14 protein-coding genes are annotated in these 16,875 nt (G+C 70.0%); 9 read left to right on the top strand and 5 right to left on the bottom strand.

Annotated elements, in window-relative coordinates:
- The first annotated feature begins 119 nt into the window (after positions 1-119).
- Complete coding sequence (locus ACIQJ5_RS02520) at positions 120-1,718, top strand: ABC-F family ATP-binding cassette domain-containing protein (RefSeq protein ID WP_402840587.1); 1,599 nt, start codon at positions 120-122, stop codon at positions 1,716-1,718.
- A 72-nt stretch (positions 1,719-1,790) separates the two neighbouring features.
- Here ACIQJ5_RS02520 and ACIQJ5_RS02515 read toward each other — a convergent pair whose 3' ends face one another.
- On the bottom strand, positions 1,791-2,033 hold the full coding sequence (locus ACIQJ5_RS02515) for a hypothetical protein (protein WP_231090598.1): 243 nt from the start codon (positions 2,031-2,033) through the stop codon (positions 1,791-1,793).
- Between the two features lie 117 nt (positions 2,034-2,150).
- Here ACIQJ5_RS02515 and ACIQJ5_RS02510 point away from each other — a divergent pair, with 117 nt between their 5' ends.
- Entirely contained in the window at positions 2,151-2,825 is a 675-nt protein-coding gene (locus ACIQJ5_RS02510) for an SDR family NAD(P)-dependent oxidoreductase (RefSeq protein WP_231090599.1), read from the top strand.
- Between the two features lie 83 nt (positions 2,826-2,908).
- Here ACIQJ5_RS02510 and ACIQJ5_RS02505 read toward each other — a convergent pair whose 3' ends face one another.
- Genes ACIQJ5_RS02505 through ACIQJ5_RS02495 form a run of 3 tightly spaced genes read right to left on the bottom strand, consistent with a single transcriptional unit; the run spans position 2,909 to position 5,509 of the window.
- The gene (locus tag ACIQJ5_RS02505; protein WP_231090600.1) at positions 2,909-3,109 is read right to left on the bottom strand and encodes a hypothetical protein; all 201 of its coding nucleotides are present in this window, start codon (positions 3,107-3,109) and stop codon (positions 2,909-2,911) included.
- A 9-nt stretch (positions 3,110-3,118) separates the two neighbouring features.
- Positions 3,119-3,742, bottom strand: coding sequence for a TetR/AcrR family transcriptional regulator (locus ACIQJ5_RS02500; RefSeq protein ID WP_231090601.1), 624 nt, complete (start codon positions 3,740-3,742; stop codon positions 3,119-3,121).
- Positions 3,743-3,751: 9 nt separating this feature from the next.
- Positions 3,752-5,509, bottom strand: coding sequence for a glycoside hydrolase family 3 protein (locus ACIQJ5_RS02495; protein ID WP_402840581.1), 1,758 nt, complete (start codon positions 5,507-5,509; stop codon positions 3,752-3,754).
- A 197-nt stretch (positions 5,510-5,706) separates the two neighbouring features.
- On the opposite strand from ACIQJ5_RS02495, the gene ACIQJ5_RS02490 reads away from it, so the two are divergent.
- From ACIQJ5_RS02490 to ACIQJ5_RS02460, 7 genes are all read left to right on the top strand, one after another.
- Positions 5,707-7,041 (top strand): MFS transporter, encoded by a 1,335-nt coding sequence (locus tag ACIQJ5_RS02490; protein ID WP_231090603.1) that lies wholly within the window; start codon positions 5,707-5,709, stop codon positions 7,039-7,041.
- Positions 7,038-7,820 carry a tyrosine-protein phosphatase gene (locus ACIQJ5_RS02485; protein WP_402840577.1) on the top strand — a complete coding sequence of 261 codons (783 nt, stop codon included), beginning with the start codon at positions 7,038-7,040 and terminating at the stop codon, positions 7,818-7,820. The genes ACIQJ5_RS02490 and ACIQJ5_RS02485 overlap by 4 nt, the downstream gene beginning before the upstream one ends.
- A gap of 536 nt (positions 7,821-8,356) precedes the next feature.
- Entirely contained in the window at positions 8,357-12,916 is a 4,560-nt protein-coding gene (locus ACIQJ5_RS02480) for an ATP-dependent helicase (RefSeq protein WP_402840575.1), read from the top strand.
- Positions 12,909-13,685: a DNA-formamidopyrimidine glycosylase family protein gene (locus tag ACIQJ5_RS02475; RefSeq protein WP_402840572.1), complete on the top strand. Its 777-nt coding sequence runs from the start codon at positions 12,909-12,911 to the stop codon at positions 13,683-13,685. Before ACIQJ5_RS02480 ends, ACIQJ5_RS02475 begins: the two co-directional genes overlap by 8 nt.
- A 134-nt stretch (positions 13,686-13,819) precedes the next feature.
- A complete protein-coding gene (locus ACIQJ5_RS02470; RefSeq protein WP_231090607.1) occupies positions 13,820-14,227 on the top strand; it encodes a transferase in 408 nt (135 codons plus the stop codon).
- Positions 14,228-14,323: 96 nt separating this feature from the next.
- Complete coding sequence (locus ACIQJ5_RS02465; protein ID WP_402840569.1) at positions 14,324-15,133, top strand: LysR family substrate-binding domain-containing protein; 810 nt, start codon at positions 14,324-14,326, stop codon at positions 15,131-15,133.
- Between the two features lie 176 nt (positions 15,134-15,309).
- Positions 15,310-15,780, top strand: a complete 471-nt coding sequence (locus ACIQJ5_RS02460) for a hypothetical protein (RefSeq protein ID WP_402840566.1) — start codon at positions 15,310-15,312, stop codon at positions 15,778-15,780.
- Positions 15,781-15,826: 46 nt separating this feature from the next.
- On the opposite strand, the gene ACIQJ5_RS02455 is transcribed toward ACIQJ5_RS02460, so the two are convergent.
- Positions 15,827-16,324, bottom strand: coding sequence for a glutaminase (locus ACIQJ5_RS02455; RefSeq protein ID WP_231090610.1), 498 nt, complete (start codon positions 16,322-16,324; stop codon positions 15,827-15,829).
- Positions 16,325-16,875 lie beyond the last annotated feature (551 nt).

Here is a 16,875-nt window from a genome sequence, read left to right as displayed (position 1 = left end):
CCGACGTTCAGCGCACCCCCGCGCTGAACGTCGCACCCGCGTCGCCGCTCTCGTCTCCTCGACGACCGCCTCGGCAGGGTCCGTGTCAGCGCTTCCGACTGACCGGGAGGTTTCATCTCATGCCATTGACCCCATCCGTCGTCCTGGACGACCTTTCCTACACCTGGCCGGACGGCACCGTCGCGCTGAACGGCGTCTCGGGCGCGTTCTCCACCGCCCGCACCGGACTCGTGGGCCGTAACGGCTCGGGCAAGTCCACGCTGCTGAAGCTCATCGCGGGCGATCTCACCCCCACGGGTGGGCGCGTGGAGTCCCGCGGTGCCGTGGCGACGCTCGATCAGCGGCTGACTCGTGACGTGGATCGTCCCGTCGCCGAGCTGTTGGGCATCGCCGACACCCTCGCGGCGGTACGCGCCGTCGAATCCGGCGATGTCGCACCGGAGCATTTCGACACCATCGGGACCGACTGGGACATCGAGGCGCGCGCGATCACCGCGCTCGCCGACGCGGGCCTTTCCGCCGATGCCCTGGACCGCACGGTCGGCACCCTCTCCGGCGGGCAGTCGATGCTCGCCGCCATCTCCGGGCTCCGCCTGCGCCGCCCCGACATCACCCTGCTGGACGAGCCCACCAACAACCTCGACCGCGACGCGCGGGCGCGGCTGGGTGCGCTCGTGGGCACGTGGCCGGGCACGCTCATCGTGGTGAGCCACGACACCGAGCTGCTCGAGCTCATGGACGACACGGCCGAGCTCTACGACGGCCAACTGTCGGTGTTCGGCGGTCCCTACTCCGAATGGCGTGCCTGGCTGGACGCCGAGCAGGAGGCGGCGAAGGCGGCTGAGCGCACGGCAGCTGGCGTCGTACGGCGCGAGAAGCGCGAGCGCATCGAAGCCGACCTGAAGCTGGCCACCCGCTCGAAGATGGCGAAGAAGGCCGAGCGCGAGAAGCGCGTGCCGAAGATCGTGGCGCACGGGCGCCGGATGGCCGCCCAGGTCTCGGCCGGGAACCTGCGCACGGAGATGCGGGAGAAGGAGGACACCGCGCGAGCGGCGCACGAGGCGGCAGAGCGGCGCATCCGCGACGACGACACCATCCGCATCGATCTGCCCGACCCGGATGTCGCGGCCGGGCGCCGGATCGCCACCCTCACCGACGGTGAGCGGGAGTGGATCCTGCAGGGTCCGGAGCGCACGGCACTCGTGGGAGCCAACGGCGTGGGCAAGACCACGCTGTTGCGTTCCCTCGTCACCGGGGAGCCGGCGCACTGGCTGCCGCATCTGACGGCGGAGGCACACACCGACCGGATCGGCCTGCTCTCGCAGCGCCTGGACGGACTGGATGACGCACGATCGGCCACGCAGAACATCGCGGAGGCGGCGCCGCACCTTCCCGACCGGGAGCTGCGCAACCGCCTGGCGCGCTTCCTCGTCCGCGGGGCGGCCGCCGAGCGCCCGGTCGGCACGCTGTCCGGCGGGGAGCGCTTCCGCGTCGCCCTCGCTCAGCTGCTCCTGGCCGAACCGCCCGCGCAGCTGCTCGTGCTCGACGAGCCGACCAACAACCTCGACATCGACACGGTCGAGCAGTTCGTCAGTGCGCTCTCGGGCTATCGCGGCGCGATCCTGGTGACCAGTCACGACCAGGCGTTCCTCGATGGCCTCGGCATCAATCGCACGCTCCGTATCGATGACGCCGGCCGGATCGACGAGCTCACCTGATGCCAGTCGTCCGAATGTGGGCGAGAGTGCGCGCGTCGTGCGCACTCTCGCCCCCGCGGAGTGCGGCCCTGCTCAGTCGTTGGCGAGATAGCGGCGCCGCACCCGCGAGATCACGAAGTCGGCGATCAGCGCGACCGCGATCGCGACCGGGATGCCGACGACGGCGGCGATGGGCTCACGCGGAAGCGCGAGGGCCACGAGCCAGCCGGCCAGCATGCCGATCAGCAACGACATCATCACCTCGGCGGTACGCACCGGTGCGCTCGATCGAGCGGGACGGGTGCGGCGGCCGGCGGGCTCCTTCGTGATGTTCATGCTTCCACGCTAGAAACACCGCAGCCTCGGCACATCGCCCGAGAGGCGGACCTGCAACGTACATCTTCCGATGTACGCCGACCCTGAGAACCCCTGAACACCCCTGATCGGACAGACATGACCCATCCACCCCTCGCCCTCGTCACCGGCGTCGCTCGCGCCAACAGCATCGCCGCGGGGATCGTTCCGCGGTTGCGCGCCGACGGCTGGCGCGTGGTCACCAGCGACCTGCACGATGCCGACCATCCCTGCGATCTCGCGGACCCGAGCGCGCCGGACACCCTGATTGCCGACGTGGCCGCGGCGCACGGCCCGATCACCGCCCTCGTCCTCTCGCACGCCCACGATGTGGAGAGCGGGCTGCTGGACACCACCGCCGAGAGCTTCGACCGGCACGTCGCGATCAACGCGCGCGCGTCGCTGCTGCTCATCGCCGCCTTCGCCCGGCAGGCCCCCGCATCCGGCGGCGCGATCCTCGCGCTCACCAGCGATCACACCACGGGGAACCTGCCGTATGGCGCATCCAAGGGAGCCCTGGACAGACTCGTCCGCTCCGCGGCGCGGGAACTCGGCCCGCGCGGGATCTCCGCGAACGTGCTGAACCCGGGGCCGATCGACACCGGATGGATGGACGAACCGACCCGTGAGGTGCTGGCTGCGGGGACCCCGATGGGCCGGCTCGGCACGCCCCGTGACATCGCCGCGGTGGTGTCGTTCCTGCTGTCGCCGGAGGGCCGGTGGGTGTCGGGTCAGCGACTCTTCGCCGACGGCGCCTTCTCCTTCCGGCACTGAGCGACGGCTCCCCCGAGACGTCAGGGGCGGGGGCGAGAATCGCCGCGACGCGTGGATTCCCGCCCTCAGACGGAAGCCTCGCGTCAGGGGCGGGGGCGCGGGCCGCGGCGATCGTCATCGCGCGGCGCCCGCATCGAGATCGCCAGCGATGCACCCATCGCCGCCGCACCGATGATCGTCACGCCGATGCCCATCATCCGCGAGACGTCGATGAGCATCAGGGCGATACCCAGGACGATGAGAAGGGTGCCGCCACCGAGGAGAGCCTGCTGAAGCGCGCGCATCCTCTGACGCTACCCGAGCGCGCGGACACGGGCGTAGAGCGCTTCGGCCGCTGCCGTGAACACGGCGACGTAATCGATGCTCTCCGGGAGCGTGGCCCACTGGTCGCGGATTCCTTCGTTGAGCGCGAGGAGCTCGAGGATCAGCTGCTGCGGATCGGTGTCATCCCGCAGCTCGCCCGCTGCGATGCGGTCGCGAACGAACGGCACGAGGACCCGCAGGGCGTTCTCCAGGCCCAGCACGGCGCGCCCGTACGCCGGGTTGCCCTCCATGCGTGACGCCCCGGTGAGCATGACACGGAACCGGAGCAGATCAGGCTCCTGCGCCGCGGACCGCACGGCACCGATGAAGTCGTCGAACAGGGCCCGCACGGATGCGGCGGGCAGGCGGATCTGCTGGTAGACCTCTTCACGCCGCTCGACGACGGCCATGAACAGGTCCTGCTTGGTGGCGAAATGGTGCAGCACGCCCGCGTCGGTGACGCCGGCCGCGCGCGCGATGTCGGCCACCCGCGTCTTGTCGTAGCCGCGGCGACCGAACTCCCGGGTCGCCGCAGCGAGGATCTTGGTGCGACGCTCGTCGCCGCGGGCGATGCGGCCGTCGGCGTCGGTGAGGGCGGGCGCGGTTTCAGTCACCCTCTGACCCTATGAGGCATTCGCCCCGATCCGGGACCACCGGAGGCCGAACCCGAAGGAGAACAACGGATCGGCCGTGTCGAAGGGGACGTCCTCGCGCGACGCGATCACCGCGGCCATGGACCGCGGCAGGTCGAACGGCAGCCGGCCAGTGGCGTCCACGTGTCCGGTGATGGCGTCCAGGAGGGCATCGTCATCCACACCGAACGTGCCCGTCATCACGACCGGGAGCTCGGTGAAGGGCGTGAGCACCGCCGGGCGCTCCAGCATGACGTCGATCACCGTGGGGACCTGCCGGACGACCTGCGTGATGCGGACGATCTCCGCCGCGGGATACTCCAGGCTGCCGCCATGGAACGCCTGACCCATCATCCCCTCCCCGGGCTCATAGGCGGCAACCAGCCGGAGGATCGCCAGATCCGCGTCCGCAGGATCGTCCACCACCGTCGCCCGCCGGGCGAGGATCTGCGGATCCATCCCCTCCGCATACACGCGCGTGCCGGGCTCGATCCGCACCGGCTCGCCCTGCAACGCGACGATCGACGCGGCCTGCGCCCGGCGGGCGAGGGCCAGGTGCTCGCGCGTGGCGATTCGTTCGGGAATGTCCTCGGGCGCAGCGGCCCGTGCGGCGGGGTCGTCGAAGAGCCCGAGCCGCTCCTTCTCGGCGAGGACACGACGGACGGACTCGTCGATGCGCTCCTCGGACACCAGCCCGCGCTCGACGGCTTCGAGCACGGTGCTCGGGTCGTCCTCTCCCCCGAGCTGGTCCACGCCGGCGTCGAACAGGCGCGCCACCCGGTCGACCGGATCCAGATCCAGAAGCCCCCACGCACGAACGGGAAGCTGCACGCCGAGGCGGGGAAGGCTCATGCCGTGGACGATGTTGAAGTCGGTGATCACGACTCCGTCGAAGCCGAGCCGAGTGCGCAGCACGTCGGTGATGAGTCGCTTCTCGAAGGCGAAGCCCACCGCGTCGTAATCCAGTCCGAGTGGTGCGGCATAGCCCGGCATCACCCGCACCGCTCCCGCGCGGATGGCTGCGGCGAACGGCGCCAGGTGGTCCTCGAAACGTCCTCCCGGGTAGACGGTGTGCGCACCTTCGGCGAAATGCGCGTCGTGACCTCCCCGCTGCGGCCCGCCGCCGGGGAAGTGCTTGACGGTGGCGGCGACGCCGGATTCCTGAAGTCCCGCCACGTACGCGCGCGCCATCTCGGCGGCGAGTTCGGGCGATTCCCCGAACGTGCCCGCGATCCGTGCCCACCGCGGCTCGGTGGCGAGATCGGCCATCGGATGAAGGGCGATGTGCAGTCCCGCGGCGCGAAGCTCCGCCCCGATCATCCGGGCGGTCTCGCGGACGAGATCGGGATCGTGGGTGGCAGCGAGCCCGATCGGCTCCGGCAGCGTCGTGAATCCTCCGCCGCTCATCGCCACCTGCGCATTGCGGTCCCGGCCGTGCACCGGGTCGGCCGCGAGGGAGACCGGGATGCCGAGGCGGGTCCCGGCCGCGAGCGCTCGCACGCGCGAGCCCCAGCGGGCGAGATCGGCGACGGGGGCCGGGTTCATCAGCGTCAGGTGAGTGATGAATCGTTCCCTGATCAGCTCGGTGGTGGCGCCGAAGCCCACTGGCGACTGATCATCGCGCCCCTCCCAGAGCTCGCCGCCTTCGGCGGTGACGACCCGCGCCACGAGGAGGGAGCCGACCTTCTCCGCGAGGGTCATCTCGGCGATCAATTGCTCGACGCGTGCCGAGGTGTGCGATGCGGTCATGGTGCTCCTCCGATGGGACGTGATCCGTCACGCTACACCAAACTTAGTAGTCACTAGGTAAATTTCACACCAACTCTTGCGGCGGATCGCAGATGCGCGCTACGGTCTGCTGAATTAACCTAGTCGTCACTAGGTTGTTCATTTCCGTACGTGATCCACTGGTCCAATGAGGGACCACCGCCTCTGGAAGGATCCCCATGGCTTCGCCATCCATCGCCGCCGAACAGCCCCGCGTGCCGATGTCGCGCATCTATCTGCTCGCGATCATCGAGCTCGCCACCATCGGCGCCCTCATCACCCCGCTGGTCGTCTCGCTCTCCCTGAAGGTGCTCCAGATCGTCCCCGAATCGGAGAAGGAGGGGGCGATCGGACTGGTCACCGCGATCGGCGCGGTTGCCGCGCTCGTGGCGAACCCGATCTTCGGCCATCTATCCGACCGCACGACGAGCCGGTGGGGCCGGCGCCGCCCGTGGCTCGTCGGCGGCGTGGTCGCCGGACTACTCGCTGCCGTCGTGCTCGCGCTCGCCGACAACATCCCCGTGCTCATCCTCGGCTGGGTGCTCTCGCAGGCCGCCTACAACGCGACCATCGCAGCCATGTCGGCGCTGCTGGCCGAACAGGTCCCGGAGGAGCAGCGCTCGAAGGCCTCCGGCATCCTCGGCGCGTTCGGATTCCTGGGACTCGTCCCGGCGATGATCATCGCGGCGCTGTTCGCCTCGAACCTGTCCCTCGTGATCCTGGCCATGCCCGTCATCTCGGTGATCATCGTCGTGATCGCCTGCATCAAACTCCCCGACCCGCCGGTCGCGCGCACGGACACCGGCCACCGCTCGCTGCTGCAGATCTTCTCCGCGTTCGCGTTCAACCCGTTCCGGCACCGCATGTTCACGCTGGTGTGGATCCAGCGCGCCGCGATGCAGTTCGGCTACACCATCGTCAGCACGTTCGGGCTGTTCTACCTGATCGTGCGGCTCGGGATGGACCAGACCGGCGCGGCATCGCTCACGTCCATGGCGACTCTCGTGGGAGCGGCCCTCAACTTCGCGGCCGCGTTCGCGTGCGGCTACCTTGCGGGAAAGCGCGGCAACTACACCTCCTTCATCGTGGGGGCCGCGGTGCTGATGGCGACATCGCTGCTGATGAAGGCCTTCACGCAGAGCGTCGCCGTCTTCTGGGTGAGCACGCTGCTCGCGGGTCTCGCGCTCGGCGCCTACTACTCCGTCGATCTGGCGCTGTCGATGCGCACACTTCCCGTGGGTCAGGAGGGCAAGTTCCTCGGCATCTTCAACCTGGCCAAGACCCTGCCGCAGTCGCTGGCGCCCGCCCTCGCGCCGCTGGTCGTGCTCATCGGCGGAAGCGACCCCGTCTCCGGCGGCGACAAGAACTATCTCGCGCTGTACCTGGTCGGTACCATCGCGGTGCTCGCCTCACTGCTCACGCTCCCCGCGCTTCGCCCCGTGCTGCGCCGGGACGCCTACGAGCGGCGCCGCGCCCTGACCGCAACCGACACCCTCACCCAGGAGACCGTATGACACCCCTGATCCCCGGCACGCACAACTCCCGCGACGTGGGTGGTCTGCCGCTCACCGACGGCGGCTCCATCGCCGCCGGTGTGCTGTACCGCTCCGACGCCCTCGCCGCGGTCACCGATGCCGGTCTCGAGGTGATCGCTTCGAGCCCGATCGGGACGATCATCGACTTCCGCACCGAGAGCGAGCGCGCGGAGGCGCCGAACCGCCTCCCCGCGGGCGTACCGATCGCCGAGCACCATCTGTCGCTCCTGGAGGGGGCATTGCCCACGGGCGCCGCTCCCACGCCCGGAATGGCGGTGGACGCGGAGATGATGCGACGCATGCTCGAGCGCATCCCGAGCATCTCGCAGCTGTACCTCGGGATGCTGCAGCATGCCGCGCCCGCATTCGCCGACGTCGCGCGAAGCATCGCGTCGCCCGAGAACGCAGATCGCCCCGGGGTGCTCGTGCACTGCACGGCGGGCAAGGACCGGACCGGGGTGGCCACGGCGTTGATGCTGGACATCGCCGGCGCTGAACGCGACGCTGTCGTCGACGACTACACCCAGAGTGAGCAGAACCTCAGCGGCGCGTGGGCGGAGGCGATGACCGCGCGCGTCGCAGCGATGGGGGTCCCGCTCGTCCCCGCGGTGACCGAACTGCTCTCCGGCACGCCCCGCGAGGCCATCGAATCCGCCTTCGCGTGGATCGACGAACGCGGCGGGTCGGCGGCGTATCTCCGATCCGGCGGCCTCGACGACGACACCATCGCGGGGGTCCGGGCACGCCTGCGGAACTGAGCCTTCGTCGAAGATCGAAAACGCACTTCCGAGAGCGCTCCGAGGTGCGTTTTCCATCTCCGGCCCAGACATCCCGGTGGTCGGGCCGCGGTTCCGACGCCGCGACCCGACCCGGTGGGATCGACCGATCGGAGCGCCCCGTGCGCAGCCGAAGGAGCTCCCGAGCTCCTGCCGACACCACCGTGCAGGCGCGCCAGGGTGTGCCGGGGACTCGACGAGCGCGCTGCGGCCCGACTCTGCCTGATCTGCGGGGCCCCGGCAATCTCAACGCACAACTGCGCACATGCGACGCCGCCTTCACATTCCGGGATCGGTTGTGAAATGCGCCCCGTTTACGCTGAGCATGCACTGATCCGGTGACACAGCGTGTCGGACGCTCGCCGGGGGGACTCCCGCCACCGGTCACTGCTGCGCCGGGGCATCCCCTCCATCAACGGCGCTGAAGGGCCGCTCTGTACGGGGGTACGCAACGAGCGGCCCTTCCCTCCACGCCGGCTCCGGGCCGAATGTCGGAGGGGGCGCGCAGAATGGATGCGATGGCTGATGTGCTCGATCGTTTCGGCCCTGCGACCGCCGACTGGTTCCGGGGGGCGTTCTCGCGCCCCACGAAGGCGCAGGAGGGGGCGTGGGAGGCCATCTCCCACGGCAGGCACTCGCTGGTGGTCGCACCGACCGGCTCCGGAAAGACGCTGTCGGCCTTCCTCTGGTCCATCGACCGGCTCTTCCACGACGGCAGTGGTGGCAATGAGCGCACCAAGATCCTCTACATCTCACCCCTGAAGGCGCTCGGCGTCGACGTCGAGCGAAACCTCCGCTCCCCGCTCGTCGGCATCACACAGTCGGCGCGCCGGCTCGGTGTCACGCCGCCGGAGATCACCGTGGGCGTGCGCTCGGGAGACACTCCCGCCAAAGACCGCCGCACGCTCCTCGCCCATCCTCCGGACATCCTGATCACCACGCCGGAGTCGCTGTATCTGATGCTGACCTCCCGCGCGGCACAGACCCTCACCGACGTGCACACCGTGATCATCGACGAGGTGCACGCCGTCGCCGCCACCAAGCGCGGCGCTCATCTGGCGGTCAGCCTCGAGCGCCTCGACGCGCTCCTGGAGACTCCCGCACAGCGCATCGGCCTCTCGGCGACAGTCCGCCCCATCGACGAGGTCGCCCGCTTCCTCGGTGGTGCGGCCCCGGTGGAGATCGTGGCTCCGAAAGCCTCGAAGACCTTCGATCTGTCGGTGGTCGTGCCCCTGGACGACATGGCCCACCCTCCCGTCCCGGAATCGGACTCCGCCGACTGGTTCGACGCGGACTCGCCGCAGAACACCGAGATGACCGGATCGGTGTGGCCCTATGTGGAAGAGGCGATCGTCGATCGCATCGAGGGCGCCCGCTCCACCATCGTGTTCGCCAACTCCCGTCGCCTGGCCGAGCGGCTCACCGAGCGGCTGAATGAGATCCATGCCGAGCGAGTGGGGCTCGCGCTGCCCGATCCCGTCGTGCCCGCGGGCATGATGGCCCAGGCCGGCTCCAGCGCGGGCGCACCCGCACTCCTCGCCAAGGCGCACCACGGATCGGTGTCCAAGGAACAGCGTGCTGTGGTGGAGGAGGAGCTGAAGTCGGGACTGCTGCGCTGCGTCGTGGCCACCAGCTCCCTCGAGCTCGGCATCGACATGGGTGCCGTGGACCTGGTCATCCAGGTGGAGGCACCACCCAGCGCGGCATCGGGACTGCAGCGCGTGGGGCGTGCCGGACACCAGGTGGGTGAGGTCTCCGTGGCCTCGATGTTCCCGAAGCACCGCGCCGACGTGCTGCACACCGCCATCGTCACTGAGCGCATGCTCAACGGCCAGATCGAGGCCATCGCGGTCCCGCAGAACCCGTTGGACATCCTCGCGCAGCAGACGGTCGCGGCCAGCGCGCTCGATGCCCTCGACGTCGAAGAGTGGTTCGAGACGGTGCGCCGGTCCGCGCCGTTTCGCTCGCTCCCCCGCTCCGCCTACGAGGCCACTCTCGACCTGCTCGCAGGGCGGTATCCCTCCGACGAGTTCGCCGAGCTGCGTCCGCGTGTGATCTGGGACCGGGACGCCGGCACCCTCACCGGCCGCCCGGGAGCCCAGCGGCTGGCCGTCACCTCCGGCGGAACCATCCCCGACCGCGGTCTGTTCGGTGTCTTCGTCGCGGGAGAGACGCGCAACGCACGCGTTGGCGAGCTGGATGAGGAGATGGTCTATGAGTCCCGGGTGAACGACGTCTTCACCCTCGGCACCACCAGCTGGAAGATCGTCGAGATCACGCACGACCGCGTCAACGTGGTGCCGGCCTTCGGTCAGCCGGGCAAGCTGCCGTTCTGGCACGGCGATGGTCTCGGGCGGCCGGCGGAGCTCGGCGAGGCGCTCGGACGCATGACTCGCGACCTCGACACGTCCCCGCGCGAGCGCGCCGAGGCGCGTCTCGCCGATGCCGGCCTGGACGACAAGGCCCAGTCGAATCTGCTCGCCTACCTGGCGGAGCAGAAGGAGGCCACCGGAACACTCCCCACCGACCGCAGCCTCACCGTGGAACGCGGCAAGGACGACGTCGGCGACTGGCGACTCATCCTGCACTCGCCGTACGGCATGAGCGTGCACTCGCCGTGGGCGCTGGCGGTGAACGCCCGCATCCGCGAACGCCTCGGTGTCGAGGGGTCGGCGGTCGCCAGCGACGACGGCATCATCGCCCGGATCCCCGATGCCACCTCCGAACCACCGGGCGCAGACCTGTTCGTGTTCGACGCCGACGAGATCGAGCAGATCGTCACGGAGGAGGTGGGTGGCTCGGCGCTGTTCGCCTCACGCTTCCGCGAATGCGCGGCCCGCGCGCTGCTGATGCCGCGCACCAATCCCAACAAGCGCTCGCCCCTGTGGCAGCAGCGCCAGCGATCGGCCCAGCTTCTCGAGGTCGCGCGCCGCCATCCGACGTTCCCGATCATCCTGGAGACGCTGCGCGAGGTGCTTCAGGACGTCTACGACCTGCCCGCACTGCTGCGCATCACCCGTTCCATCGCGGAGCGCAAGATCCGCCTCGTGGAGACGGAGCCCGCGGTCCCCTCGCCGTTCGCGCGCGACCTGCTCTTCGGCTACGTCGGCGAGTTCATGTACGAGGGCGACTCCCCCCTCGCCGAACGACGCGCGGCCGCCCTGTCGGTGGATCCCGCGCTCCTCGGCGAGCTGCTGGGCAAGGTCGAGATGCGCCAGCTCCTCGACCCCGACGTGATCGCCCAGTACGAGGCGGAGGCCCAGCGCCTTGCTCCCGATCGGCGCGTCCGGGACCGGGAGGGCGTGGCGGATCTGCTGCGTCTGCTCGGTCCGCTCACGGCGGAGGAAGTGGCAGCACGATCCACCTCCGCAGATGTGGGCGAAGCGCGGGCTCATCTGCTCGCCCTCGTCGATGCCCGCCGCGCGATCGAAGTGGTCATCGCCGGACAGCCACGCACGGCCGCCATCGAAGATGCCGGACGCCTCCGCGACGCCCTCGGGGTGGCCCTCCCCGTGGGAATCCCCGTGGCCTTCCTGGACCCGCTCCCCGATCCGCTCGGCGACCTCGTCGCCCGCCACGCGCGCACCCACGGCCCGTTCACCACCGCGCAGGTTTCCGAGCGCCTGGGCATCGGCGCCGCCGTGGCCCGCCACACCCTGCAACGCCTCGAATCGGCCGGACGACTGGCCAGCGGCTTCTTCCTCCCCGACGGCACCGGGGAGGAGGCCGAGTGGTGTGATGCGGAGGTGCTGCGCCGGCTCCGCATGCGCTCGCTCGCGGCGCTGCGGGGCAGTGTCGAGCCAGTGGCGCCGTCGGCCTACGCCCGGTTCCTGCCCGACTGGCAGCACCTGGTCCGCCCCCTCGAAGGCATCGACGGCGTCGTGGCCGTCATTGAGCAGCTCGCCGGCACGCCGATCCCGGCGAGCGCGTGGGAGTCCCTGATCCTGCCGTCACGCGTTCGTGACTACACGCCGGCGATGCTGGACGAGCTCACCTCGACCGGCGAAGTGCTCTGGTCCGGCCACGGCTCTCTGCCGGGACGCGACGGATGGATCGCGCTCCACCTGGCCGACGCCGCCGCCGTGACTCTGCCCGACCCGGAGGGTGACATCTCCCCCGGCTCACTCGCCGATCAGCTTCTGATGGCTCTCTCCGGCGGCGGTGCGTACTTCGCCGGTCAGCTCCGGGAGATGACCGGCGCCGAGAACGAGCAGTCGGTCGTCGAGGCGCTCTGGGAGCTCGCCTGGTCGGGCCGGGTGTCCAACGACACCTTCGCGCCCGTGCGCTCGCTCATCGGCGGCGGGAGCCAGGCCCATCGCGTCGCGCGGCGAACACCTCGTGCGCGGCTGTACCGCGGCGCCGCGATTCCGCGCACGAGCGCACCGCCGCGGCCCACCGCCGTGGGCGGACGATGGGCGATGCTTCCGATCGCCGCTGCCGATCCCGCCGTACGCGCCACGGCCAGCGCCTCCGTGCTGCTCGACCGCTACGGGGTGGTGACTCGCGGCGCGTCGATGGCGGAGGAGGTTCCCGGCGGTTTCGCACAGACCTACCGGACGCTCGCCGGCTTCGAGAACGCCGGACACTGCCGACGCGGGTACTTCATCGAGAAGCTGGGTGCCGCTCAGTTCGCAGCCTCGGCCACGGTGGATCGGCTCCGTCAGTTCGCCTCGCTCGATGAGCCCGCACCGCTGCGCGCGATGACTCTTGCGGCGACGGACCCTGCCAACGCCTACGGTGCGGCGCTGGCCTGGCCGGCGCTGGATGCCGTGAAGCACCGTCCGGGTCGCAAGGCCGGCGGTATCGTCGTTCTCGTCGACGGCGAGCTGGTGCTGTATCTGGAGCGCGGTGGCCGCACCGTGCTCAGCTTCACCGAGGACGAAGACGTGAACCGGGCCGCCGCCACGAACCTGGTGGCGACAGCCCGAGCACGCAACCTGGAGACGCTCACGATCGAGCAGGTGAACGGCGTGTTCGTCTACAAGACGGAGCTGGGGCGGGCGCTGCGAGCCGCCGGGTTCGTGGAGTCGCCCAAGGGGCTGACATTCCGCCGCCAGGCGGGAGGCGCCGGTGCCTGAGGGCGACACCGTCTTTCGCACCGCGGCTCGCCTCAACGAGTTCCTGAGCGGGTTCGAGATCACGCGCTTCGACATCCGGGTGCCGGGAAGCGCGACGGCCGATCTGCGCGGCGAGGTGACGCGGGAGGTGGTACCGCGCGGAAAGCACCTGCTGCACCGGATCGGCGACTGGACGCTGCACAGTCACCTCCGGATGGAGGGTGCCTGGCAGCTCTACCGCGCCGATGCCCGGTGGCGGCGACCCGCCTTCCAGGCGCGTGCCATCGTGGGTGCAGCGGACCGTGTCGCCGTGGGCTTCGATCTCGCGGGCGTCGCCGTGATCCCCACCGCGCAGGAGCACACCCTCGTCGGGCACCTGGGTCCCGACCCGCTCGCCGATGACTGGGATGAAGCCGAAGCAGTCGCACGCATCGCTGCGGATCCCCGTCCGATACACGTCGCACTGCTCGATCAGCGCAGCATCGCCGGGTTCGGCAACGAGTACGCGAACGAGATGCTGTTCGTCCGCGGCATCGATCCGCACACCCCTGCCACCGAGGTCGACGTCCTGCCGCTGGTTCGCACCGGCGCCCGCATGATGCGGGCGAACCTCACTCGCATCGGACGTGTGTTCACCGGCGATGCCCGCCCCGGCCGCACCGACTGGGTGTTCTCGCGCACCGGCCAGCCCTGTCGCCGGTGCGGCACCCCCATCCGCGAGGACGCCCTCGGGGCCGATCCCACCCGCACGCGGCGGGTGTACTGGTGCCCGTCCTGCCAGCGATCCTGAGCATGTGCCTCCACTCGGGCGGCTCGTAGGCGCCTCACAGAGAGAGGACAGCGGGAAGGACGAGATTGGGGAATGAACGAAGCCACCCCCGTGTTGCATTCGTTGACGATCGAGCAGGATCGTAGGAGGAAGCTGTGGGTAAGAACTACATCGACATCGAAGACGACCGCGGGCAGACCCTGCGGTATCGCAAGCACGCCAACGGCCGCGGACTGGTCGCTCACGGCGCGAAGGTCGACGCCGGTGCACTCATCGAAGCGGGCGCGTACGTCGAACCGCACGCTCGCATCGCCGCTGGTGCCCGAATCGGCCGCGGCGCCTGGATCGAACGTGACGCCACCGTCGGCTCCGACGCCCGTATCGACGCCGACGCTCACGTCGAAGCGTCCGCCGTCATCGGCGAAGGAGCGCACATCGGCGTTCGCACGCGCGTGGGCCGCGGCGCCCGTGTCGCCCGCGGTGCGCTCATCGGCGATGACGAGGTCATCCCCGATGGTGCCCGCGTCGCCACCGACCGACGAGGACTTCACCTCGCCGCGTGAATCACGCCGGCCGAAGACGTCACGATGCCCCGGACTCCCCCGTCCGGGCCATCTGCCGTCTCTGGAGCGCGTGGACATGCCGAGTAGCCTGGAGACATGAGTCGATCGTCGTCGCGCCAGCCGTCCCGCGGCGGATCGTCGCGATCCGCCAGACCCTCTGCCCGCACGAGCGGCAAGGCTGGGGCATCCCCGGCGAACACGGCCGGCGCGAAGAAGAGCGGCGGGTCGAAGAAGAGCGGCGGGTCGAAGAAGAGCGGCGGATCGAAGAAGGCGGGCACTCCCCCGCGCCCCACTCCCGTGTCCGCCGAACCCCGTGTCCTTCGCCTCGGTGCCGTGCCCGGGGCAACGCCCGGCAAGTGGATCCGCATCTGGCGACAGCGCTTCACGGATGTGACCCTGGAACTCGTTCCGCTATCGGTCGCGGAGCAGCGCGATGCGCTGATGGCCGGCGATGTCGACGCGGCGATCGTCCGCCTGCCGATCGAGAAAGACGATCTGCACGTGATCGCCCTGTACGACGAGATCCCGGTCGTCGTGGTGTCCGCGGACTCGGCGCTCTCCGCCGGTGACGAACTCCGACCGGTCGACCTCGCGGGTGAGGTGCTGATCGTCCCCGCCGATGACGTGCTGGAGGTTGGACCGATCGAGGGAACCCTCAGCCCGCGCTTCGATCCGCCGGCGACCACGGAAGACGCCATCGCCACGGTGGCAGCCGGTGTGGGGATCGTGATCGTGCCAATGTCCCTGGCCCGTCTCCATCACCGCAAGGACGTGGTCTACCGCCCATTCGTCGACGGTCCCATCGCTCCCGTCGGCTTCGCGTGGCACGCCGATCGTCAGACCCCGGATGTGGATGCCTTCATCGGGATCATCCGCGGTCGCACCGCGAACTCGTCGCGCGGCTGACCACATTCGGCCACCCATTCACGCGACCTGAGTCGTGCGGAGGCTCCCACGGGCCCCCGCCATCAGGCCCGCCGTCGTCGGCCCCTCGCGCTGGTGACGCTCCCCGCCCGCAGTGCCGCTGATGACATTCGAGCATCGATCCACGCCATCCGCGTCATTCGGAGGCACCATGGGGCATGGCCGCTATCCGTTCGCTCGCCGTCACCGGCCTCGTCGCGCTGCTGGTGCTCCCCGCATGCAGCGCGGTATCTCCCGGCAATGTGCAGTCCTGCATCGACTGGGTCGTGTACGACTCGATCGAGGATGCGCAGGCCCAGAGCGACGCCATCGTTCTCGCGGTGATCGGCGCGAAGACCGGTGACATCGAGTTCATGCGCGGCGCACCGGCTACGACCTGGTCGGTGGATGTCAGAACGTGGCTGGATGCTCCGCCGGGTGTCTCCGCCACGGACACGATCGAGGTGGTGTCAACGCCGTACAGCTGCGGCGAGACCCGCGATGCTCTGGGTGAGGCCGCCGATGGGGAACCCCGGATCCTCTTCCTCCGCGACGGTGACCACGGCTGGGAGATCCTGACCCCCTATCAGGGCGTGGCTCTTCCCAGCCCGGACGGCTCACTCCCCACCGCATGGCCATCGCCCTCTTGATTCCGTTGGCCGCTGTGGGAGACGCGATCTCCGGCGGTTCGAGGCGCTAGAAGGCCCCGCCCGCGCCGCGCGGCGGCGCGAGCAGCAGGTCGATGCGCTCCGTCAGGTAGGCGCTGAGCGGCATCAGTCCGCCACTCATGCTCCACCGGATCTGGGGTTCATCCCCGCCCACGAGCGGCCCTGATGTCCCGCCCGCGGCAACGGCGTCCACATCGATCACATCCCACCCGAGGTGGACGATCGCGCCCTCGGGGATGCGCCCGCGCAGGGCTGCCGCTCGGATCTCCGCGCGCTCTCGTGCGGACTCCGCCGCATAGCCGCGGCGGCCCGGATCCTGCACACGACTCACCTCGCCGACGGATGCCACGAAACCGTCCGCGATCAGCAGCGTCCCCACGTGCCATGCTTCGCCATCAGACACGATTCGCGGCGTCCCACCGAGCCCCAGCACCTTCTTCGGCACATGCCACACCCCGAGCGTCTCGCGCGGGGCTCCCGCGAGTCGACCGCGCGCCGCGCGGAACAGATCGACCACATCGTTCACTCCTCCAGCGTACGTCGCTCGATGCCGGGCCTCCGCGTACGTCGTACCGTTCCCGGGCCTCCGCGCACGTCCCCCCACGGCCGGGCTCCGGCACCAGACTCCGTGACCGGCTCGCGGCCGGCCTCCGGCACCTCCGCACCTGCTACGCCCCGACCACCCACGCCGCCGACCACCCCGCTCCGGATCCGCCCGGGTCCGATCCGCACGCCCTCACACCTGGCACGAAACGAGGAGGATTCACCGAAACGAGGACCACAACCCGCCCAAAGTCCTCATTTCGCGACAATCTCCTCGTTTCGCGCGCCCACCATCGCAGATCTACCCGTCCGCTCTGCCCCGCACCCACTACCCAACGCCGGGCCCTCACACGACCCACCCCGCATGCCGCGCGATCCAGCTCGCACGCCCAGCCCGCACACCCCGCACTCATCTGCCTGCTCTCTCGGACCCCACACCCCACACCCCGCACCCCACACGCCACACGCCGCGACCTGCACGCCGCCGGCACGAAACAAGGACCATTCGCCGAAACAAGGACCACAACCCACCCA

It is taken from the genome of Microbacterium sp. GXS0129, assembly GCF_044769785.1.
Classification (GTDB): Bacteria; Actinomycetota; Actinomycetes; order Actinomycetales; family Microbacteriaceae; genus Microbacterium; species Microbacterium nymphoidis.
Note: the sequence above shows the minus strand (reverse complement) of the source record. Positions and strands in the feature narration are given on the sequence as shown.

What these genes read in the sequence shown, in the direction of transcription:
- ACIQJ5_RS02520 (WP_402840587.1), top strand. Translation starts at nt 120, where the DNA reads ATGCCATTGACCCCATCCGTCGTCCTGGACGACCTTTCCTACACCTGG.
- ACIQJ5_RS02515 (WP_231090598.1), bottom strand. Translation starts at nt 2,033, where the DNA reads ATGAACATCACGAAGGAGCCCGCCGGCCGCCGCACCCGTCCCGCTCGA.
- ACIQJ5_RS02510 (WP_231090599.1), top strand. Translation starts at nt 2,151, where the DNA reads ATGACCCATCCACCCCTCGCCCTCGTCACCGGCGTCGCTCGCGCCAAC.
- ACIQJ5_RS02505 (WP_231090600.1), bottom strand. Translation starts at nt 3,109, where the DNA reads ATGCGCGCGCTTCAGCAGGCTCTCCTCGGTGGCGGCACCCTTCTCATC.
- ACIQJ5_RS02495 (WP_402840581.1), bottom strand. Translation starts at nt 5,509, where the DNA reads ATGACCGCATCGCACACCTCGGCACGCGTCGAGCAATTGATCGCCGAG.
- ACIQJ5_RS02490 (WP_231090603.1), top strand. Translation starts at nt 5,707, where the DNA reads ATGGCTTCGCCATCCATCGCCGCCGAACAGCCCCGCGTGCCGATGTCG.
- ACIQJ5_RS02485 (WP_402840577.1), top strand. Translation starts at nt 7,038, where the DNA reads ATGACACCCCTGATCCCCGGCACGCACAACTCCCGCGACGTGGGTGGT.
- ACIQJ5_RS02480 (WP_402840575.1), top strand. Translation starts at nt 8,357, where the DNA reads ATGGCTGATGTGCTCGATCGTTTCGGCCCTGCGACCGCCGACTGGTTC.
- ACIQJ5_RS02465 (WP_402840569.1), top strand. Translation starts at nt 14,324, where the DNA reads ATGAGTCGATCGTCGTCGCGCCAGCCGTCCCGCGGCGGATCGTCGCGA.
- ACIQJ5_RS02460 (WP_402840566.1), top strand. Translation starts at nt 15,310, where the DNA reads ATGGCCGCTATCCGTTCGCTCGCCGTCACCGGCCTCGTCGCGCTGCTG.